The sequence below is a fragment of the Curtobacterium sp. 260 genome (assembly GCF_030803485.1).
Classification (GTDB): Bacteria; Actinomycetota; Actinomycetes; order Actinomycetales; family Microbacteriaceae; genus Curtobacterium.
Map to the genome: position 1 here is coordinate 51139 of NZ_JAURUY010000011.1, position 20380 is coordinate 71518.

A 20380-nucleotide genomic window follows, 5' to 3' on the forward strand; every position below is an offset into this window, starting at 1 on the left:
CGCGCGACGGGCTCGCGACGGGCTCGCGACGGCTGCCGGCTGGTCAGCGGGCGGCGACGCTCGCGCGCTCGACGATCCGGTGCGGCACGACGACGGTCTCCGGAGCGGCCGTCGGGTCGGCGATGCGTCGGGTGAGCAGGTCGAGCGCCGCCGTGGCGAAGGCCCGCCGGTCGAACGACACCGTCGTCAGCGCCGGGATCGCGAAGGCTGCGGCGTCGACGTCGTCGAACCCCACGACGCTGACCTGGTCCGGCACGTGGACACCCCGTGCCGCCAGGACGTGCAGCACGCCGAAGGCGATCGAGTCCGTGTACGCGAACACCGCGTCCGGCAGCGGGTGCGCGTCCAGCCAGGTCGCGAACCCCGTCGCCGCCGCACTCGTCGACCACGTCGGCAGCGGTACGCGCAGGGCGGGGTCGACGTCGAGGCCGACCGCGCCGAGCGCATCCGCGTGGCCCTGGTCGCGCAGCTCGCTCGTGGCGGTGGCGTCCGTCGGGCGGGCGGCCCCGACGACCGCGATCCGACGGTGCCCGCGGTCGAGCAGGTGGGTCGTGACCTCGCGTGCGGCGCGGCGGCTGTCCACGTGCACCTGGTCGACGTGCTCCGGTTCGACCTCGCCGATGACGACGGTCGGCGGGAGCCCCTCGGTCTCGGCCAGGACGCTCGCGCTGAGCGACACCGGGTTGAGCACGAGGCCGTCCACCAGGTGGGCCCGGGCCCGGGAGACGAGGTCCCGTTCACGTCCGGTGTCGTGTCCGGTCTGGTCGAGCTGCACCGTCCAGCCGCGCTCGCGGGCGAGTTCGACGAACCACTGGGCGAGTTCGGCCGAGTAGGCGCTGCCGAGTTCGGGCAGCGTCAGGGCGATCGCGCCGGAGCGTCCGTTGCGCAGGCCGCGCGCGGACAGGTTCGGCACGTAGCCGAGCTCGGCGACCGCTCGCTCGACCCGCTCCCGTGTCGCCGGCCGCACGGGCACGCCGCCGTTCACCACGTTGGAGACGGTCTTCGGGGAGACCCCGGCGAGGGCCGCCACGTCCCGCACGGTCGCGCGCATCGGGACGAGCGTAGCGCGCCGCCCGGCGGACGGGAGGCGCGGTGCGGTGCCGCCACGTGCCTCCGTCCGTCGCGGTGACGGACGGGAGGTGCGGTGCAGGACCGCCCCGTGCCTCCCGTCCGACACGGGGCGGGTCCGACCCGGACCGCGCGCCGCGACGCTCGGTCGTGGCTACGCGTCGACCAGCTCGCGTCGTGCCGCACGGCGTGCGCGGACGCGGCCGGTCACCGTGACCGCGACCACGACCGCCAGCACCGCGTAGAGCACGATCGGGATGGGGCCGGCCACCAGCACCGAGAAGTCCCCGTCGGCGCTCAGCGCCGCGTCCCGCAGGCTCGTCTCGGCGAGCGGACCGAGCACCATCCCGATGATGAGCGGTGCGAGCGGGATGTCGAGGGCCCGCATGAGGAACCCGACGAGGCCGATGCCGAGCAGCATGAGCAGGTCGAAGACCGAACCGCTCGTCGCGTAGATGCCGAGCCCGCAGAAGACGGCGATGCCCGCGTAGAGGTACGCCCGCGGGATCCGGAGCAGCTTCGCCCACAGCATCGCGAACGGGAGGTTGATGACGAGCAGCACCACCATCGCGATGAAGAACGAGGCCAGCAGCGCCCAGACCAGGTCGGGGGACCGGTCGAAGAGCAGCGGACCCGGCTGCAGGCCGTACTGGCGGAACGCGGCGAGCATGATCGCGGCGGTCGCCGACACCGGCAGGCCGAGGGACAGCAGCGCGCCCATCGCCATGCCGGTCGTGGAGTTGCCGGCGGCCTCGGGTGCCGCCAGGCCGCGGATCGCACCCGTGCCGAACTGCGGGTCCTTCCGGCGGGCGTCGAGACGCTTCTCGAGCCCGAACGCCAGGAAGGTCGGGATCTCCGACCCGCCGGCGGGCACGACGCCGAAGGGCAGCCCGATCGCGGTGCCCCGCAGCCAGGCGGGCGCCGCCTCGCGCAGTTCCCGCTTCGAGAGCCACGGGCGTCCGGTCGCCTGCACCATCCGGCCGTCCTTCAGGTGTCGGGCCAGGCACGCGACGTAGATGACCTCGCCGAGCGCGAGGACCGCGACCGTCACCGTGACGAGCGAGATGCCGTCGAAGAGCTCGGGCACGCCCATCGTGAAGCGCGGCGCACCCGAGATGCCGTCGACGCCGATCACCGCGATGCCGAGGCCGAGGCACAGCGAGCCGAGGCCCTTCAGTGCGTCGTCGGTGACGACCGACGACGTCGTGACGAACGCGAAGAGTGCCAGGGCGAAGAACTCAGCGGGTCCGAAGCTCGACGAGAACGACGCGAGCGCCGGTGCGAGGAACACGACCAGGACCGAGGCGATCATGCCGCCGACGAACGCGCCGATCGCGGCCGTCGCGAGTGCCTGGGCCGCTCGTCCGTTCAGCGCCATCTTGTGGCCCTCGAACGTCGAGGCGATGGCCGAGGCCTGGCCCGGCGTGTTCATCAGGATGCCCATGGTGGAGTCACCGAAGAGCCCGCCGAAGTAGACGCCGGCGAACATGATGAACGCCGCGGTCGGGTCGAGCGAGAACGTCACGGGCAGCAGCAGCGCCACCGCCATCGACGAACCGAGGCCGGGGAGGACGCCGACCGCGGTGCCGAGGAGGCACCCGACGACGACCCAGAGCAGGTTGGCGGGGGTCAGGGCGCCGGCGAAGCCGTCACCGAGGAGACCGAGCACGTCCACGTCAGAACTCCCATCCGACGATGCCCGAGGGCAGCGACAGGTCGAGCAGCATGTCGAAGGCGATGTAGCTGATCGCGCTCACCGTCAGCCCGACGACGAGCGGACGCAGCCACCCCGGGGCGCCGAGCCCCTTCGCGACACCGAGGAAGAGCAGTCCGGCACCGACGATCCACCCGAGCACGCCGAGCAGCAGGGCGAAGGCGGCGAAGGACAGGACCACCCAGGCCAGGGAGCGCCAGTCGACGCGGACCGAGCGCTGCTCGACCGAGGTGCCGGTCGTTCCAGTGTCGGCGGTGTGCGTGTCGGCGCGGACGGCGGCGTCGGTGCGGGCCTCCGACGGTGTGCCGTCGGTCCCGACCCGTCGGCCGCGTGCAGCCCGGACGGACCGGACGACCAGCAGGGCGGCCAGCAGCAGGAGCGCGGCGGCGACGATGCCGGGGAACACCGCGGGCCCGGGGAACGCGGTGCCCTCGGGGACCTCCATCGTGACGATGCCGACGACGAGGTAGACCGCGAAGGCGGTGAAGAGCGCCGGGGTGGTCAGCTCCTTCGCCACCGCGGCGACGCGGCCGGGGTCGGCCCGCAGCGTGAGCCGCTGTCCGACGACCACGGAGGACGACGTGGGGTTGCTCGGACGGGTCATCGGCCCAGCTCCTCGTACAGCCCGGTGATGCGCTCGCGCTCCTCGTCGATGAACGCGTCGAGCTCGTCACCCGTGATGATCCGCTCGGTCCAGTGGTACCGCTCCATGGCGTCCGCCCACTCGGGGGTGTCGAGCGTGTCCAGCACGATGTCGGTGAGCTGCGCCCGCTGCTCGTCGTCGAGTCCGCCCGGTGCGGCGATCTCGCGCCAGTTCGTCAGCGTGACGTCGTGCCCCTGCTCGACCGCCGTGGGGATGTCGATGCCCTCGACCGGCTCCGCCGCGACGAGCGCGAGTGCGCGCAGACGACCGGACTCGATCTGGTCGATGTTGTCCGGGTACCCGCCCGAGGCCGCCGCCGCCGTGCCGTTGAGGAGCGCCTGGATGGCCTCGCCACCGCCGTCCGACGGGATGTAGTTCGTGTCCTTCGGGTCGATCCCGGCCGAGACGGCGAGGTCGGTGACGACGAGCTGGTCGAACGAGCCGCCGCCCGTCCACGGCACCGAGCCGGGTCGCTCGCGCCAGGCGCTGACGAGGTCGTCGAGCGTCTCGTACGGCGAGTCGCCAGGGACGACGATGACGTCGTACTCCTCGACGGTGACCGCGAGCGGCGTGATGTCGTCGTGGGTGACCGCGGAACCGAACTGGATCTCGGCCGCGAGGAGTCCCGTCCCGCCGACGAGCAGCGTGTCCGTCTGTCCGGCGAGCCGAGCGACGTTCCCGAGCGCGATGGTGCCACCGGCGCCGGGCATGTTGACCACCTGGACCGAGTTGACGATGCCGTTCGCGCGCTGCGCCTGCTGCATGGACCGTGCGACGCCGTCCCAACCGCCGCCGGCCGCCGCCGGCGCCACGAGGGTCACCGACCGGGTCGGGTCACCTCCGGCCGCTGCCGACGTCACCGAGCCGAAGGCCGCGACCGCGATGGACACCGCGGCGACGGCTGTCCCGACCACGCGTGCGACGGGGCGACGGGCACGCAACGGACCCGGCGTCCCCGTCGTCGGCTGCTCCGGCACTGGTTGCTCCGGCTGCACTGGTTGCTCTGGCATTGCTGGCTCCCTCCTGCGCACGTCGTCGTGTCGCAGGTCGAGAAGTACGATGGCAGCCGCCGACCGGGCGAGCACCCGGCGGCGGAGATGTGCTCATTGACGCTCACGGCGTCGCGGCCGAAGGGGGACGCCACGGTGACCAGGGCTCGTCTCGGGCGGTTGCGGCGGACCGCGGTGCTCGCGCTGCCGAGCGTCATCGTGCTCGCGGCGACGGGTGTCACGACCGGGGTCGCGGCCGTGGTGCAGGAGCGCGCCATCCGCACGTCCGTGGTCGACCAGGTGTCCGGCGTCGCGTCGAGCCTGGCCGACCTGCCCGAGGTGCGGGACGCGGTGGCGTCGGTCGCCGACCGGGGCGCACCCGGGGCGCTCGCCGACGCCGACGACCTCGCCTCCGCCACCGCGGCACTGCAACCGATCGCGACGCTCGTCGAGGGTGCCGCCGGCGTCTCGTACGTCGTGGTCACCGACGACGACGGCGTGCGGATCACCCACCCGGACCCGGCGGAACGCGGTGAGCCCGTCGAGACGACGATCGCGCCCGTGCTCCGCGGTGCGGAGTTCGTCGGCACCGAGACCGGCCCGACCGGGACGACCCTGCGTGCGAAGGTGCCCGTCGTCGACGCGGACGGCGAGGTCGTCGGCGTCGTGGCGGTCGGCGTGCTCGAGTCCACCATCGCGGCGGACCGGGAACGGGCACTCGGCACCCTGCTCCCGTGGAGCACCGGTGCGCTCGTCGCGGCGACGCTCGCGAGCGTGCTCCTCTCACTCGTGATCGCCCGACGGCTCCGCCGGGCCGACGCGGTCGACGCGGAGAGCCGGCAGGTCCGGTGGACGACCGAGGCGCTGCGCGAGCAGGCACACGAGTTCGGCACCCGTCTGCACGTGGTGCGCGGACTGGTCGAACAGGGGGACGACGAGGACGCGATGGCCTACATCGACGCCGTGGCACCCGGGCTGACCAGCGGCGGCGGTGCCGGGTCGCCGCGCCGCGGTGCGGTGGCGACGGCGTCGGTCGCGGCGGTGCGCTCGGAGCTCGCCGTGGCCGGGACCACGCTCGACCTGCGGATCGCCGACGACGTCGTGCTCGACGACGCGGTGCTGCTCGTCCTCGCCAACCTGTGCCGGAACGCCGCCGAGGCCGGGGCGGCCACCGTCAGCTGCACCATCGGCTCGCATGACGGGCGTGTGACGGTGACGGTCGAGGACGACGGACCGGGCATCGACCCGGCCGACGCGCACCGCGTGCTGACCCGCGGGTGGTCGTCGAAGACCGACGAGAGCGGCCTCGGGCGCGGCATCGGCCTGGCACTCGTCCGACGCACCGCCACCGACCGCGGCGGATCCGTGGTCGTCGGACGGTCGGCAGCGCTCGGCGGTGCCCGGCTCGACGTCGAGATGGCGGCGGGGTCGTGACGGCGGCGCTCCGCGTGCTCGTGGTCGACGACGACGCCGGCGCTCGCGCACTCCACACCCGGTGGGTGGCCGCGACCGAGGGGTTCGCCGTCGTCGGGGCGGTCGCGTCCGGTGGCGCCGCGCTGGCATCCGTGGAGCGCGGGGTCGACCTCGTGCTGCTCGACATGCGCCTGCCCGACATCAGCGGCATCGAGGTCCTGCACCGCATGCACGTCGCCGGCGTCGACGACACCGACGTGCTGGTCGTCAGCTCGTCCCGCGACCAGGTCACCGTCCGGCAGGCGCTCGCCGCGCACCCGGTCGGGTACCTGCTGAAGCCGTTCGACCGCGAGGCCCTGCAGGACCGACTCCGCGCCTACGCGGCCGAACGTCGGTCCCGCGAGGACGCGCAGCGCGACGTCCCGATGGGGCAGGGCGACGTCGACCGGCTGCTCGCCACCGGATCGGTGCGCGTGGTCGGACCCGACCGCACGGCGACGCGAGCGCCCGAGGACGCCCTCCCGAAGGGCGTCAGCGCCACCACGCTCGGTCGGGTCGTGACGGCGCTCGACCCCGTGGTCGCACGCTCGGTCGACGAGGTCGCGGCAGCGACGGGCACCTCGCGGGCCACCGCCCGCCGGTACCTCGACCACCTCGTCGCGACGGGCGCCATCGACCTGGCGCACCGGTACGGCCGTCGAGGCCGCCCGCAGGTGCTCTACCGGCTGACGCCGGCTCCCTGAAGGCCCGGCCACGGCAGCCGGGTCGCGATCCGTGACGGACGGGAGGCCCGTGGCGGCGTCGCCACGGGCCTCCCCTCCGTCACCGGGTCACGCGCGTCGCGTGGTGACGACCCGTCGTACGGTCCCATCCGTGGCGGGCGGGCGTCCGGTCAGGACGGGTGGCGGGCGGTCCACTCGCGGAACGGGGCCGTCGGGTCGTCGACCCGGCCCTGCTCGCTCGGCAGGGCGCGCTCCGCGACGGGCTTCGCGTACTCGTCGTAGAAGGTGGCGAGCGTCATCAGGCGGTTGCCGTCCTCGTAGTGCTCGCCCTCCTGCTCCCGCGTCGCGGCGAAGACCACGCGGTCCGGCTGGGCGTAGTACAGCGCGCCGAGGCACATCGGGCACGGGTACGCGGTGACGAACACCTCGTGGCCGGTGAGGTCGGTGATGCCCTGCTCGGCGGCGGCGCGGATCGCGCGGATCTCGGCGTGCGCGGTCGGGTCGCCGGTCTGGGCGACGTGGTTGACGGCCTCGACCACGACCTCGCCGTCGCGGACGATCAGGCAGGCGAAGGGCTTGCCACCGTCGTGGACGTTGTCGAGGGCGCGAGAGACCGCGAGGGCGGTGAGTTCGTCGTCGTGCATGCCGGCCACGGTGCTCTCGGCCGGTGCTCGTCGGGTGTGCGTCCGGGGGACGGGGACGATCGGATCGCGGTGCTGGTCAACCGAGCCAGGACGGGTCGGCGAAGAGCTCCTCGACCTCGGTGACGAAGCGCGAGGCGTGGAAGCCGTCCACCGCCGCGTGGTTGATCCGGAGCGCCATCGGCATGCGGGTGCGTCCGTCCACCTGTCGGTAGCGCCCGAGCGTGATCACGGGCGCCAGGTGGTCCTCGGCGCCCGTCAGGTGCAGCGCGAAGCCGGTGAACGACGTGCGGGGGAGCGTCGAGACGTCGAAGAGGTCGGTGCGACCGGTGCCCTGCGGGAACATGCGGTGGTCGTCGCGGTACCGCTCGGTCGTGGCGACCACGGCGTCGTGGAACGCCCGTGCGTCGGGGTCGTACTCGGTGACGAGCACCGAGAAGGTCTCGGTGTCGGGGTGGAAGACCGTGAAGGTCGGGTGCACCACGTCCCACACCGCGGGCCGGCCCTCCTCGGTGAGCTGCATCCGGAACTCGTCGTGCCGGTTCACGACCGTCGCGAGCACCCAGATCTGCGACGGGTACGTCTTCGCGCCGGCGGCTCGGGCGGCGTCGACGAAGGCGGTGACGTCGACCTCCACGGTCATCTCCCACGCACAGGGCTCCCGCCGGTAGTGCGCGAAGTGCTCGGCGCGGGGCCACTGGTCGAGGTCGATCGGTCGGAGTCGGTCCACCCGGCCAGTCTCGTCCCCCGGACTCCCGACGCGCGTGCACCGGACGGCGGTTCAGTGGTGCATGCCCTCGACGCCGTTCTCACCAGCGCTCGCGACGTTCTTCCGCGGGCTCGCCGCGCACAACGAGAAGTCGTGGTTCGAGGAGCACCGCGACGACTGGGAACGGCACGTGCAGGAGCCGATGGAGGCGCTCCTGCACGAGGCCGAGCACCGCTACGGTGCCGGACGGGTGCTCCGGCAGCACCGCGACCTGCGCTTCACGCCGGACGAGCGGCCCTACCGCGAGGACACCGGTCTCACCGCGGGCGGCACGTACCTCAGTGCCGGAGCGGACGGGTTGCAGGTCGGCGGTGGACTCTACGAACCGTCCCGCGCACAGCTGCGGGCAGCGCGCACCACCATCGACGAGCACCCGCAGGCCGCGGCCGCGCTGCAGCGTGAGCTCGACGAACTGACCGGTGCCGGGTACGAGCTGGCCGGACCGCCGCTGAAGACCGCCCCGCGCGGGTACGACGTGGACCACCCGCGGATCGACCTGCTCCGGATGCAGCACTACGCGGCGCTCGTGCACCTGCCGCTGGAGAGCTCCCTCGACGACATCACCGCGGCGTGGGACCGCGTGCAGCCGCTGGTCCGGTGGACGGTGAAGTGGGCACGGGCGGACGACCCGGAGGCTTCGGACGACCCGGCGCCGCCCGTGCCGGGAGCCCGGTCGATCGACGAGCGCGCCTGACCGCCTGATCGCCCGTCCGTCGGCTGCTCCCTAGGCTCGGGGCATGCCGACGCTCGATCGTTCCCCTGCCCTCGTCGCCACCGGGTTCCTCGCGATCCCCGTCGCCCAGGCGCTCGTCGCACTGCCGAGCGACCTGCTGTCGACGATCCAGGCGGCGCCGATCGACCCGGCCCTCGCTGACACCGCAGCGTTCTCCGAGGCGTACGGCTACCCGCTCGAGGGCGGCGCGAACTGCATCGTCGTCGCGGGGAAGCGCGGCGACGAGGTCCGCCACGCGGCGTGCGTGGTGCTCGCGTCGACGAAGCTCGACGTGAACCGGGTCGTGAAGAAGCTGCTGGACGTCCGCAAGGCGAGCTTCGCGCCGATGGACCAGGCGGTCGAGCTGACCGGCATGGAGTACGGCGGGATCACCCCGATCGGGTTGCCCGCGGACTGGCCGGTGTACGTCGATGCCCGCGTGCTCGGTGCTCCGGAGGTCGTCGTCGGCGCCGGGCTCCGCGGGGCGAAGGTGTTCCTGCCCGGGCGGACCCTGGCGGCGCTGCCGAACGTCACCGTGGTCGAGGGGCTGGCCCTCGCGGACCAGGCCCCCGACGCCCCCGACGCCACGGGCGTCGGCTGAGCCCCGTCAGCGGGCGGCTGCCAGGGTCTTCGTGATCCGCTGCAGCGAGACCGTCTCGGCGGTGCCGAGCTCCTGGGCGAACAGGCTGAGGCGGAACTCCTCGAGCATCCACCGTGCGTGCACGAGCTCGGCGTGGGCCCCGACCGACGGCGGGAACACGCCACCGGCGTCGGTGTAGCGGTCGGTGGCGACCGTGACCTCGCGCATCCACGTGGCGTCACGGCCGGGGTTCTGCAGGAGCTTCTGCACGCGGGCCTCGACACCCCGCAGGTACACCCGGATCCGCCGGAGCCGGTCGAGCCCGGCGACGGCGACGAAGCCCGGGAAGACCAGGCGCTCCACCTGCTGGCGCATGTCGGTCAGCGCCGGCAGGAGCGCCATCGAGTTCGCCTGCTTCATCGCCTTGTCGGCCGCCCGCTGCGCGGTGAGCACGGCGGCGACCTCGGACACGGCGGTGAACATCGTGTCGACGACGGTGGCGGACACGGCATCGCGGACCGTCTCGAAGTCGGCCTTCGAGAAGACCAGGCCGTCGGGGTGGGTGCGTCGGATGCCCGCGTCCACGACGGCGGCCAGCACGTCGTCGAACAGCGCCGCGGTCGACGCGTACGGGCTCGCGGCCAGCGCGAGCTTCTCCTGCGCCGTGAGGTGCGACTGCACGTACGACACCGGCGAGGGCACGGCGTGCATGACGAGCCGACGGACGCCGGCGGGCATGTTCACAGTGCGGTCACCGGGCGTCGCCAGGAGGCGGACACCGACCGTCGCCTTGGGGCCGTCGCCCTCCTCGACCAGCGACGGGTAGGCACGGATCACGCCACCGGCCTGCTTCGTGTCGAGGACCTGCGGCAGGTCGTCGGACGGCCAGGCGGTGAGGCCGGAGCGTTCCACCTGCGTGCCGGAGGAGGCCCCGGCGACGCGCGCCGCGCCTCCCGGCCGGGCCGCTGCCCTCGCCGTCGCGGAGGCGACGCTCTGCTGCGTCCGGTCCTTCAGCTTCGTCTGCAGGGCCGCGAGGTCCTTGCCGGACTCGACCCGACGGCCGCGCTCGTCGACGACCGCCCAGGTGGGCAGCAGGTGCGCCGGCACCCGGGACAGGTCGAAGTCGGCCTCGGTCACCGGCACGTACGTCATCCGCTGGATCGCCGCGGCGAGGGTCGCGCGGAAGGACTCCGTCGGCTCGGTCGGAGCGTCGTCGGGTAGTTCGGCGACGATCTTCTCGGCCCAGTCGGCAGCGGGGACGACGTTCTTCCGGATCTGCTTCGGCAGCGACTTGATGAGTGCGGTGACGAGCTCCTTCCGCAGGCCACGGACCTGCCAGTCGAAGCCCTCCTCGCGCATGCGGGGGAGCAGCGCGAGCGGCACCTGCACGCTGACGCCGTCGTCCTGCGCGCCCGGCTCGAAGCGGTACTTGATCGCCAGGCGCTGGTCACCGGAACGCCACTGCGTCGGGTACTCCTGCTCGTCCTGGGCGGCCTCGGCGGCGTCCTCGTCGAGCAGGTCCTGCCGCCGCATCGTGAGCAGGTCCGGCTGCTCACGACGGGTCGTCCGCCACCACCCCTCGAAGTCGCGCGTGGTGGCGACGTCCGCAGGGATCCGTGCGTCGTAGAACTCGTACACACGCTCGTCGTCGAACAGGATGTCGCGACGGCGGGTGCGCTCCTCGAGCTGCTCGAGCTCGCGGCGGAGCTTCCGGTTCGCGCGGTCGAAGGCCTGCTGCGCGTCCCACTCGCCCTCGACGAGAGCGTGGCGGATGAACAGCTCGCGCGAGTGCTCGGGGTCGACGCGCCCGTACTGCACGCCGCGACGCTGCACGATCGGGACACCGAACAGCGTCACGCGCTCGTACGCCACGACCGCGCCCTGCTTCTTCTCCCAGTGCGGCTCGCCGTAGGTGCGCTTGAGCAGGTCACCGGCGAGCGGCTCCACCCACGCGGGGTCGATCCGGCCGACGGTCCGGGCGAACAGGCGACTCGTCTCGACGAGCTCGGCGGCCATCACGGCGTCGGGCTGCTTCTTCGCGAGGACGCTGCCCGGGAACACCACGAACCGGACGTTGCGCGCGCCGAGGTAGTCGCGCTTCTCCTTGTCCCGCAGCCCGATCTGGCTGAGGAGCCCGGCGAGCAGCGAACGGTGCACCGCGTCGCCGTCCTCGGAGCGCGACTGGCCCACCCGCACGTCGACCTGCTTCGCGGCGCGGGACAGCTGCCGGTACAGGTCCTGCCACTCGCGGATCCGCAAGTAGTTGAGGAACTCGGCCTTGCACAGGCGACGGAACGCGCTCGACGACAGCTCCTCCTGCTTGTCCTCGATGTGGTTCCAGAGGTTGAGCAGGGTGAGGAAGTCGCTCGTCGGATCGGCGAACCGGGCGTGCAGCTGGTCGGCGTGGGCACGCTTCTCGAGCGGTCGTTCACGTGGGTCCTGGATGCTCAGGGCGCTGACGATCGCGATGACCTCGCGCCCGACGCCCTGGCGACCGGCCTCGAGCACCATCCGGCCGAGCCGCGGGTCGATCGGCAACCGGGTGAGCTGTCGGCCCGACTTGGTGATCCGGCCGTCGCGGTCGACCGCGCGGAGCTCCCGCAGCAGGTCGAGGCCGTCCTTGACGCCCCGGGAGTCCGGCGGCTGCAGGAACGGGAAGCGTTCGATGTCGCCGAAGCCGAGGGAGATCATCTGCAGGATGACCGCCGCGAGGTTCGTGCGGAGGATCTCGGGGTCGGTGAACTCCGGACGGCGCGTGAAGTCGTCCTCGGAGTAGAGCCGGACCGCGATGCCGGCGCTGGTGCGACCCGCGCGTCCGGAGCGCTGGTTCGCGCTCGCCTGGCTGATCGCCTCGATCGGCAGCCGCTGCACCTTCGCCCGCGGGGAGTACCGGGAGATGCGGGCGGTGCCGGTGTCGATCACGTACTTGATGCCCGGCACCGTCAGGGAGGTCTCCGCCACGTTCGTGGCGAGGACGACGCGGCGACGGACACCCGGGGTGGTCCGGCGCTCGAACACGCGGTGCTGGTCGGCGGCGGAGAGTCGGCCGTAGAGCGGCAGGACCTCGGTGCCCGGGTAGCGCTTGCCCTCGATCGCCTCCTGCGCGTCACGGATCTCGTTCTCGCCCGACAGGAACACGAGGACGTCGCCCGGGTCCTCGCGCGCGAGTTCGTCGAGCGCGTCGGTGATGCCCTGGAGCACGTCGCGGTCGTCCGCGCTCCCACCGCGGCCACCGCTGTCGTCGGTCCGTGGGTCGGTGTCGTCGCCCTCGTCCGCACCGGTGTCACCGTCCGCGGCGTCGTCGGCGACGAGCGGCCGGTAGCGGATCTCGACCGGGTACGTCCGGCCGGACACCTCGATGATCGGTGCGCCGCCGAAGTGCTGCGAGAACGACTCCGGGTCGATCGTCGCACTCGTGATGATGACCTTGAGGTCGGGGCGCCGGGGGAGCAGCCGCTTCAGGTACCCGAGCAGGAAGTCGATCGTCAGCGAGCGCTCGTGGGCCTCGTCGATGATGATCGTGTCGTAGCGCTCCAGGTCACGGTCGAAGTGGATCTCGTTGAGGAGGATCCCGTCGGTCATGAGCTTGATCCGGGTGTTCCCGCTCACCTTGTCGGTGAACCGCACCTGGTAGCCGACCAGGTCGCCCAGCTCGCTGCCGAGCTCCTCGGACACGCGCTCGGCGATGGTGCGGGCGGCGATCCGGCGGGGCTGGGTGTGCCCGATCGACTCGCGGCCGAGCTCCAGGCAGATCTTCGGCAGCTGCGTCGTCTTGCCCGAGCCCGTGGCACCGGCGACGATGACGACCTGGTGGTCACGGATCGCGGCGGCGATGTCGTCCCGCCGCTGCGACACCGGCAGTTCGGGCGGGTACGTGATGACGGGCGTGGCAGACATGAGCATTCCAGGATAGCGGTCCGTGCGGCGGCTGTCGTCAGCGGAGCTGCTCGGCGAGCGCGGCGTCGCTCCGGGCCGGCAACGCACAGACGTGGTCGTGGCAGACGTAGGCGGCTGGTGCTGCGCTGTCCCGCCCGGCGAACAGCGAGAACCCGGCGGCGGCCCACGCCCGCGCCTGGTCCGGGGTCACGGTCGCGACCACGGTGCCCGGCCGGCGGGCGGCGAGGCCGGTCCACCGCATCGGGTCGTCGCGGCCGGACACGACGACGACCTCACGCGAGGGACGCTGCAGGGCGAGCGCGACCCCGAGGGCGTCGGCGTGGCCGAGCGGCCGCTCGGTACCGGTGCGTGCACGGTCGGCGACGAGCCGCGTCGCGGCGTCCCGGAGTGCCCGGTCACCGGTGAGTGCGGCCAGTGTCGCCGCGGTCGCCGCCAGTGCGACGGTGCCGGACCGCAGTGCCGTCTGCGGCTGCTCACCCGTCGTCGTGCCGGCTGCCCGCAGGACCGGATCAGCCTCGAAGCGACCGGCGAGGCCGTCGTCGACGAGCGCGCGTGCCGTCTCGGCGTACCGGACCTCGCCGGTGAGCAGCGCGAGCTCGAGCAGCCCCTCGGCGAGCAGTCCGACATCCTCGATCGTGGGAGGCGCCGCGGACGTGCCGTGGGCGGTGCTCGACCGGACCACCACGTGTCCGTCGCGCACGTGGGCGGCCAGGACCGCGTCGGCGGCACCCTGCGCGAGGGCGGTGCACTCGTCGTCACCGCTCCGGGCCGCAGCACGCGCGAGCCCGCGGATCGCGAGGCCGTTCCACCCCGTCAGCACCTGGTCGTCGAGGGGCGGTGGGTCGAACTGTCCGCGCTCGTCGAGTGGCAGCCGGTACCAGTCGCCCTCGACGCGTCGCCCGTCGATGGTCGACTCGCTGTCCTGCGCCGCGACGAAGGCGCCGTCGGGCCGTTGCAGCGTGTCGCGCAGGAAGTCGGCGATGCCCCGTGCCTGCTCGGCCCCGGCGACCGCGAGCAGCCCCGCGTTGTCGTAGAGCATCCGTTCGTAGTGCGGCACGCTCCAGTCGCGCTTGGTCGCGTACCGGAACACGCCGCCGTCGGCGTCCGTCAGCTCGGTCGTCCGGATCGCCCGGAGGCTCCGCTCGAGCAACCCGCGTGCGGCGGCGTCACCGTCGGCCGCGACGTCGGAGAGGAACTCGAGGAGCGGCGCGCTCGGGAACTTCGGTGCACCGCCGAAGCCGCCGTACGTGGTGTCCTCCGCCGAGACGAGCTGCGCGGTCACGGAGCGGATCGCGTCGACGGACGGGAGGCGCGGCGTGTCTGCGTCGGACGGCTCGCCACCCTGGGCGGTGGCGTCCGCCTGCGCCCCCTGCGCGATCGCCGCGGCGATCGCGCTCGCGTTCGCGTCCACCTCGTGCCGCCGCTGGGTCCAGGCATCGAGCACCGCCGTGAGGACCTGGCGGAACGACCCGACCTGGCCGACCGGGGTCGGCGGGTAGTAGGTCCCCGCGAAGAACACCCGCCCCTCGGGCGTCGTGAACGCGGTCAGCGGCCACCCGAGCTGCTGCGTGAAGGCGCTCGCGGAGGCCATGAGGCTGGCGTCCACGTCGGGACGCTCTTCTCGGTCGACCTTGACGGCGACGAAGTCGCGACGGAGCAGCTCGCCGATCTCGGGGTCGGAGAAGCTCTCGCGCGCCATGACGTGACACCAGTGGCACGTGGCGTACCCGACCGAGACGAGCACCGGGACGTCGCGCTCCCGTGCCTCGGCGAACGCGTCGGGTCCCCACTCCCGCCAGTCCACCGGGTTGTCGGCGTGCAGACGGAGGTACGGGCTGACGGACGTTCCGAGCCGGTTGTCGTTCATGCGTCCAGCCTGCCCCGCGGGCGCTGGACGGTGCTGACGATCCGGCGGCCGGTGGACAGGTCGCTCGTCCACAGGCGCAGGCCATGGAGTCCGGGACACCGTGCCCGGGCCGGCGGTCAGCCGGGCAGCCAGCCCGTGAGCGACGCGAGCCGTCGCGCGATCACGAGCGGGGACCTGCCGTCGGTGTCCACCCGGGCGACCGTGTCCGCGACGGCCGAGTCGAGCCTCCCGGCCGTCGCCGTGCTGTGGGCGAGCTGCGCATGCGGGACCGTGCCGCCCGCCCGCCGGGCCAGACGCGCGGCGGTGGTGGCGTCGGAGGCGCGGAGCAGGACCGCGGTGACGAGCGGGTCGTCGCCCATCGCGGCGGCGAGCCGCTCGTGCTCGAGCACGGACACGGTGTTCGTGAAGACGAGCCGGTGGTGCCCGAGCTCGCGGTACGCCGCCCACATCGCGCGCAGGTTCCGCTCGGCGAGCCGGACGGCGGGGTGCGCCACGTGCGGAGCCGGGTGCGCGAGGTCCAGGAGGTCGCCCTCGATGACCGCGTGCGGGACGTCGGCAGCCACCAGCAGGTCGTGGAGCGCCTCGGCCGCGGTCGACTTGCCGACGCCCGAACGCCCGCCGACGAACAGGACCTCCGAGCGGGGCACCGGCTCAGCCCCTGCCGAGCGAGAGCAGCACGAGGGCGGCGTCCTCCGGGCCGTAGTCGAACATCCGCTCCCAGAACGGGTCCTCCGCCCAGGGGACGTCGCCGCCGGCCGGCACGGCGTGCGCGGTCTCGAGCAGCCAGTCAACCTCGGGCCGCACCGCCTCGGCGTACCGCGGGGGCTGCCAGCCGAGCGCCCGTGCCGCCGTCGTGTCGAGGACGAACGGCGACGGCGAGCTCCACGGGGTCGTCCCGACGAAGGCGGGGGCGTCCTCGTCGAGCAGGACCTCGTCGAAGCGGTGGTCGACGAGCCCGGCCACGGTCCGCACGATCTCCAGCACGTCGGGCGCGGTCTCGTCGGCCACGTTGAGGATCCGGCGGTCCGGAGCGTCGGCGACGAGGCGCACGAGCGAAGCGATCCCGCTCGCCGCCGTCGTGTGGTCGACCCCGCGTCCGTGGTCCGCGAGCAGGATCCGCTCCCGGCCGTCGAGCGCGCGACGCACCACGAACCACTCCCGGGGGCGGCCGATCCCGACGCCGTACACCTTCGAGGGGCGCAGCACGGTGACGGGAGCGCCGTGGTCGAGCAGGACCTGTTCGGCGGCAACCTTCGCGGCGCCGTAGCCCTCGCGCGAGGTCGGGTCGCCGTCGCCCGCGACGACGGTCGGCTGGAGCTCCGTGACCGCGCCGCCGAACACCGGCCGTCCGACCGAGTTCGCGTGGCGCCCTCGGTCGTCGACGTAGACCGCCTTCGAGGACACGAACACCGTCGAGCCGACGTCGTCGAGGAACGGTCGCAGCTGCAGGGCGTCGTCACGGGTCGCGCCCACGGTGTCGACGAGCAGGTCGGCGCCGGGACGCAGGAGTTCGCGGAGCACGCTCGTGTCGCGGCGGTCACCGGCCACGAAGGAGGCGCCGGCTGCCGTCAGCGCATCGGCTGCGGGACCACCGTGTCGTGCCACGACGTCGATCTGCCAGTCGTCGCCACCGCGGCCGGAGACGTCGAGGAGGTCTCGGACCACCGCCGACCCGATCCCGCCGGTACCGCCGAGGACGACCGCGCGTCTGGTGCTCATGCGCCAACGCTAGTGCCGCGGGGACGGCCCGGACGCCCGGCCAGCCCGGCCAGCCCGGTCGGCCCGGCCAGCGCGGTCGGCGTGGCCGACGTTGTGGCGTCAGGACGCGAGCAGCTCCGGCTCGAGGCGCCACCACTCGGCGAGCGAGCCGTCGTAGACCTTCACCTGGTCGTGCCCGAGCACCGTCAGGGCGAGCGCGTCGACGCAGGCCGCGCTGCCGACGCCGCAGTACGTCACGATCTCGTCGGCGTCGAGCACCGGCGCGAACACCTCGGCGAGTGCCGGGCCGCGGCGGAGGGTGTTGGTGTCGGGGTCGACCACGTCGTCCGTGGTGATCGCCGTGCTGCCGGGGACCACGCCGGGGTGGTCGGATCCCAGCGCCGACGGGGGAGCCGCCAGGACGACCGCCGCGGGCTCCTCGCCGCGGACGGCGCGCAGGACACGGTCGTGGTCGGCCCACACGGGGCGTTCCTCGCCGGCCAGGAACGGCTCGGCGGACGGCGACGGGGTGCTGCCACGGAGCGGTCCGACGCGGACGGGCCGTCCCTCGTCCCGCCACTTGGTGAACCCACCGTCGAGCACCGCGACGTCGTCGAAGCCGAACGCGCGGAAGATCCACCAGAGCCGTGCCGCCCACTCACCGACGCTGTCGTCGTAGACCACCACGGTCGAGCCGTTGGTCACGCCCAGTCCACTCGCGGCGGACTCGAAACGCTCCGCCGTCGGGCGGGTGAAGGGCACGTCCGCGTCGGGCGTCGAGAAGTCGTCGACCAGGTCGGCGTACCGGGCGCCCGGTACGTGCCCGTGCTGCTCGTACGCGTCGCGGGCGGCCTGCCAGCGCATCGCCGTGCCGACCCCGGTGGTGTGCACCGAGGCATCGAGGACGACGAGATCGTCGGCACCGATGTGGTCGGCGAGCCACTGCGTCGACACGAGCGGCGAGGTCAGGACGGGGGCCATGGCGCTCAGGGTAACCGGGGCCACTGATGTGCCGCAGGAGGACCGACACAGTGCGCAACGCCGCCGTCCCGACCACGGGGTGTGCCGAATCCGTGCGCACCGGAACGGCCGAGGTCGGTCGTTCCTTCGGCCAGCCCCGGGGACGCGACATCCCACGCGTCGATCGACGCGTGGGATGTCGCAGAGCGGGGGCAGAGCAGGGCAGGGCGGACCGGGGGCGGACCGGGCGCGGAGCGGAGCGGCTCGGGTAGCGGGGCGGGGCGGCTAGTGCGCCGCTGCCGGGATGCTGCCCGTGGTCGCCGACGCCGCGCGCTCGAGCTTCGCGAGTCGCACCGACTGCCGGTTGATGAGCAGGCCGCCGGCGAGGGCGACGAGCACGAGCACCCCGGCCGAGATGCCGAAGGCGACGTGGTACCCGTCGATCACCGCCTGGGCCTGCTGCAGCTTCGTCGGTGCTGCCGAGAGGCCCGACAGGCTGTCCTTCACGACGTCGGCGAAGATCGTCGAGAGCAGGGCGGTGCCGATCGAGCCGCCGATCTGCTGCATCGTGTTGACCGTCGCCGAGGCCACGCCGGCGTCCGCCCGTGCGACACCGGTCGTCGCGGTGTTCATCGCAGACGAGAAGATCGTGCCCATGCCGAGACCGATGACGATCAGCGCCGGCAGGACGGTGCCCGCGTAGGTGCTGTCGACGTCGGTGCGGAGCAGCAGCAGGAGCCCGGTCGCCGCGACGAGTCCGCCCGCGAAGATCAGGACCTTCGGGCCGACGCGGGGGAGCAGCCGCCCGCCGATCTGCGTCGCCGACACCATGATCGACAGCGGCATCGGCAGGAACGCCAGACCGGTCTGCAGCGAACTGAAGCCGAGGGTCTGCTCGAGGTAGTACGTCAGGAACAGGAAGATGCCGAACATGCCGATCGCCACGAGGCCGATCGCGATGAAGGCGCCGCCGCGGTCGCGGTCGAGCACGACGCGCAGCGGCAGGAGCGGGTGCGCGACGCGGGTCTCGATGACCACGAACGCGGCGACGAGCAGGACGCCCGCGGCGAGCATGACGATGGTGAGCGGGGCGTCCCAGCCGTTCGACTCGGCGTTCGAGAAGCCGTAGACGATGCCGACCAGACCCGCGGTGATCGTCAGCACACCGGCCACGTCGATGCGGGGACGCTCGACCTTCGGTGGCTTCGCCATGAACACGAGCGCACCGATGACCCCGAGGACCGCGAACACGACGTTGACGTAGAGGCACCAGCGCCAGGACGCGTACTCGGTGAGCACGCCGCCGAGCAGCAGGCCGATCGCCGCACCTGAGCCGGCGATGGACCCGAAGATGCCGAACGCCCGGCCGCGTTCCTTCGGATCGCGGAAGGTCGTGGTGAGCATGCCGAGCGCCGAGGGGGCGAGCAGGGCACCGAAGACGCCCTGCAGTGCGCGGGCGGCGACGAGCAGGCCGAACGAGTCGGCGAGACCACCGAGTACCGAGGCCAGGGCGAACCCGACCAGGCCGACGATGAAGGTGGTCTTCCGGCCGAACAGGTCACCGAGGCGACCGCCGAGCAGGAGCAGGGAGCCGAACGCGAGCGAGTACGCGGTGACGATCCACTGCCGCTGGTCGGTGCCGAAGCCGAGATCGGCCTGCGCCGAGGGGAGGGCGATGTTCACGATGGTCGCGTCGAGCACGACCATGAGCTGGGCGAGGGCGATGACCGCCAGCGCGATCCAGCGGTGGTTCGGCCTGTCGGAGCCGGAGCCGAAGCCGGAGCCGGAGCCGGTCGTGGTGCCGGCAGCACGGCCGGTCGTCGTCGGTGCCGACCCGGTCGGGGTCGGCACGGTCTGTTCTGCCGTCACGGCAGCCTCCTTCGGAGAAGGGTGGAGGTGGCGGAGCACGCGCCGTCGAGCGCTTCGCGAGGAGGTGGAAACCGGATGTGGTGCATCCGTTTGTGTCGAGTGTAGACCGAAACGGAGCCACCGCATCCGTTTGTTCCCAGAATCGTCAACTACCGTCGACGTCGTGAGCACCACCGACACCGCGCACGACCTCGAGCGCCCCCTGCGCGCCGACGCCGCGCGCAACCGCGAGCTGATCCTGCAGACCGCGCGCCGGTGCTTCGCCGAGCGGGGCCTGTCGGTCACGTTGAACGACATCGCGCACGAGGCCGGGGTCGGCGTCGGCACCGTCTACCGCCGGTTCGCCGACAAGGACGCCCTGATCGAGGCGTTGCTCGCCACCAAGTTCGAGGCGATGAACGCCGCCGCCGCCCGAGCCGCGCAGGAGACCGATCCGCGCGAGGCCCTCCGTGTCTACCTGACGGGCGTGTTCGAGTTCCGCGCGCGCGACCGTGCCCTGGCGGACGCCATCGTCCGCGCGGGGAAGGCGCGGCCGTCGATCGTGCACGAGCGGGACCGGCTCGAGCGCCAGGTCGCGACCATCATCGAGCGAGCGGCGGCGTCCGGGGTGGTGCGGGCCGGGTTCAGCTACGCCGACCTCCCGATGCTCACCACGATGGTCGGCGCCGTCGCGGACGCCACACGCGCCCACGACCCCGACGCCTGGCGCCGCTACGCTGAGGTCGTGCTCGAGGGCGTGCTGCCCGGCGGCACCACCGACCCCATGGTCGGCGCCCCGCTCGACCGCGCCGCCATCGAGCGCGCCCTGCACGGCCAGCCCTGACGGTCGCCTGACGCG

Annotated in this window: 17 protein-coding genes; 5 read left to right on the forward strand and 12 right to left on the reverse strand. The window is 73.1% G+C overall.

Annotated features, from left to right (window positions below; translation table 11 throughout):
• Positions 1-43: 43 nt before the first annotated feature.
• From J2X59_RS12490 to J2X59_RS12505, 4 genes are all read right to left on the reverse strand, one after another.
• Complete coding sequence (locus tag J2X59_RS12490) at positions 44-1051, reverse strand: LacI family DNA-binding transcriptional regulator (protein ID WP_326496896.1); 1008 nt, start codon at positions 1049-1051, stop codon at positions 44-46.
• Positions 1052-1222: 171 nt separating this feature from the next.
• The gene (locus tag J2X59_RS12495) at positions 1223-2743 is read right to left on the reverse strand and encodes a tripartite tricarboxylate transporter permease (protein ID WP_209685533.1); all 1521 of its coding nucleotides are present in this window, start codon (positions 2741-2743) and stop codon (positions 1223-1225) included.
• Between the two features lies 1 nt (position 2744).
• Positions 2745-3386, reverse strand: a complete 642-nt coding sequence (locus tag J2X59_RS12500; protein ID WP_326496897.1) for a tripartite tricarboxylate transporter TctB family protein — start codon at positions 3384-3386, stop codon at positions 2745-2747.
• Positions 3383-4435: a tripartite tricarboxylate transporter substrate binding protein gene (locus tag J2X59_RS12505; RefSeq protein ID WP_326496898.1), complete on the reverse strand. Its 1053-nt coding sequence runs from the start codon at positions 4433-4435 to the stop codon at positions 3383-3385. Before J2X59_RS12505 ends, J2X59_RS12500 begins: the two co-directional genes overlap by 4 nt.
• 135 nt (positions 4436-4570) lie before the next feature.
• Here J2X59_RS12505 and J2X59_RS12510 point away from each other — a divergent pair, with 135 nt between their 5' ends.
• Together J2X59_RS12510 and J2X59_RS12515 are read left to right on the forward strand one after the other, a co-directional pair.
• Entirely contained in the window at positions 4571-5848 is a 1278-nt protein-coding gene (locus tag J2X59_RS12510; protein WP_326496899.1) for an ATP-binding protein, read from the forward strand.
• Entirely contained in the window at positions 5845-6570 is a 726-nt protein-coding gene (locus tag J2X59_RS12515) for a response regulator (RefSeq protein ID WP_235426364.1), read from the forward strand. Before J2X59_RS12510 ends, J2X59_RS12515 begins: the two co-directional genes overlap by 4 nt.
• A 149-nt stretch (positions 6571-6719) precedes the next feature.
• Here the strand turns inward: J2X59_RS12515 and J2X59_RS12520 are convergent, their stop codons facing one another.
• Both J2X59_RS12520 and J2X59_RS12525 read right to left on the reverse strand, forming a co-directional pair.
• Entirely contained in the window at positions 6720-7193 is a 474-nt protein-coding gene (locus J2X59_RS12520) for a nucleoside deaminase (RefSeq protein ID WP_209685539.1), read from the reverse strand.
• Between the two features lie 76 nt (positions 7194-7269).
• The gene (locus J2X59_RS12525) at positions 7270-7920 is read right to left on the reverse strand and encodes a CatA-like O-acetyltransferase (protein WP_209685540.1); all 651 of its coding nucleotides are present in this window, start codon (positions 7918-7920) and stop codon (positions 7270-7272) included.
• A 61-nt stretch (positions 7921-7981) separates the two neighbouring features.
• Between J2X59_RS12525 and J2X59_RS12530 the strand changes: the two genes are divergently transcribed.
• Together J2X59_RS12530 and J2X59_RS12535 are read left to right on the forward strand one after the other, a co-directional pair.
• The gene (locus tag J2X59_RS12530; protein ID WP_326496900.1) at positions 7982-8653 is read left to right on the forward strand and encodes a DUF2461 domain-containing protein; all 672 of its coding nucleotides are present in this window, start codon (positions 7982-7984) and stop codon (positions 8651-8653) included.
• Between the two features lie 43 nt (positions 8654-8696).
• Positions 8697-9272, forward strand: a complete 576-nt coding sequence (locus J2X59_RS12535; protein WP_326496901.1) for a YbaK/EbsC family protein — start codon at positions 8697-8699, stop codon at positions 9270-9272.
• A gap of 6 nt (positions 9273-9278) precedes the next feature.
• On the opposite strand, the gene hrpA is transcribed toward J2X59_RS12535, so the two are convergent.
• The 6 genes from hrpA to J2X59_RS12565 form a co-directional block, all read right to left on the reverse strand.
• Positions 9279-13148: an ATP-dependent RNA helicase HrpA gene (hrpA, locus tag J2X59_RS12540; protein ID WP_326496902.1), complete on the reverse strand. Its 3870-nt coding sequence runs from the start codon at positions 13146-13148 to the stop codon at positions 9279-9281.
• A 37-nt stretch (positions 13149-13185) separates the two neighbouring features.
• Entirely contained in the window at positions 13186-15015 is a 1830-nt protein-coding gene (locus J2X59_RS12545; protein WP_326496903.1) for a thioredoxin domain-containing protein, read from the reverse strand.
• A 116-nt stretch (positions 15016-15131) separates the two neighbouring features.
• Positions 15132-15662, reverse strand: coding sequence for an AAA family ATPase (locus J2X59_RS12550; RefSeq protein WP_326496904.1), 531 nt, complete (start codon positions 15660-15662; stop codon positions 15132-15134).
• A gap of 4 nt (positions 15663-15666) precedes the next feature.
• Positions 15667-16734 (reverse strand): NAD-dependent epimerase/dehydratase family protein, encoded by a 1068-nt coding sequence (locus tag J2X59_RS12555; RefSeq protein ID WP_066655929.1) that lies wholly within the window; start codon positions 16732-16734, stop codon positions 15667-15669.
• A gap of 99 nt (positions 16735-16833) precedes the next feature.
• Positions 16834-17694: a sulfurtransferase gene (locus J2X59_RS12560; RefSeq protein WP_326496905.1), complete on the reverse strand. Its 861-nt coding sequence runs from the start codon at positions 17692-17694 to the stop codon at positions 16834-16836.
• 264 nt (positions 17695-17958) lie between these two features.
• Positions 17959-19542 carry an MFS transporter gene (locus J2X59_RS12565; RefSeq protein ID WP_326496906.1) on the reverse strand — a complete coding sequence of 528 codons (1584 nt, stop codon included), beginning with the start codon at positions 19540-19542 and terminating at the stop codon, positions 17959-17961.
• Positions 19543-19705: 163 nt separating this feature from the next.
• On the opposite strand from J2X59_RS12565, the gene J2X59_RS12570 reads away from it, so the two are divergent.
• The gene (locus J2X59_RS12570; RefSeq protein WP_271826667.1) at positions 19706-20365 is read left to right on the forward strand and encodes a TetR/AcrR family transcriptional regulator; all 660 of its coding nucleotides are present in this window, start codon (positions 19706-19708) and stop codon (positions 20363-20365) included.
• Positions 20366-20380: the final 15 nt, after the last annotated feature.

Bases quoted from the DNA above. Each gene is read 5' to 3' on its own strand.
- J2X59_RS12545 (WP_326496903.1), bottom strand. From the start codon at position 15,015: ATGAACGACAACCGGCTCGGAACGTCCGTCAGCCCGTACCTCCGTCTG.
- J2X59_RS12500 (WP_326496897.1), bottom strand. From the start codon at position 3,386: ATGACCCGTCCGAGCAACCCCACGTCGTCCTCCGTGGTCGTCGGACAG.
- J2X59_RS12505 (WP_326496898.1), bottom strand. From the start codon at position 4,435: ATGCCAGAGCAACCAGTGCAGCCGGAGCAACCAGTGCCGGAGCAGCCG.
- J2X59_RS12490 (WP_326496896.1), bottom strand. From the start codon at position 1,051: ATGCGCGCGACCGTGCGGGACGTGGCGGCCCTCGCCGGGGTCTCCCCG.
- J2X59_RS12560 (WP_326496905.1), bottom strand. From the start codon at position 17,694: ATGGCCCCCGTCCTGACCTCGCCGCTCGTGTCGACGCAGTGGCTCGCC.
- J2X59_RS12535 (WP_326496901.1), top strand. From the start codon at position 8,697: ATGCCGACGCTCGATCGTTCCCCTGCCCTCGTCGCCACCGGGTTCCTC.
- J2X59_RS12530 (WP_326496900.1), top strand. From the start codon at position 7,982: ATGCCCTCGACGCCGTTCTCACCAGCGCTCGCGACGTTCTTCCGCGGG.
- hrpA (WP_326496902.1), bottom strand. From the start codon at position 13,148: ATGTCTGCCACGCCCGTCATCACGTACCCGCCCGAACTGCCGGTGTCG.
- J2X59_RS12520 (WP_209685539.1), bottom strand. From the start codon at position 7,193: ATGCACGACGACGAACTCACCGCCCTCGCGGTCTCTCGCGCCCTCGAC.
- J2X59_RS12555 (WP_066655929.1), bottom strand. From the start codon at position 16,734: ATGAGCACCAGACGCGCGGTCGTCCTCGGCGGTACCGGCGGGATCGGG.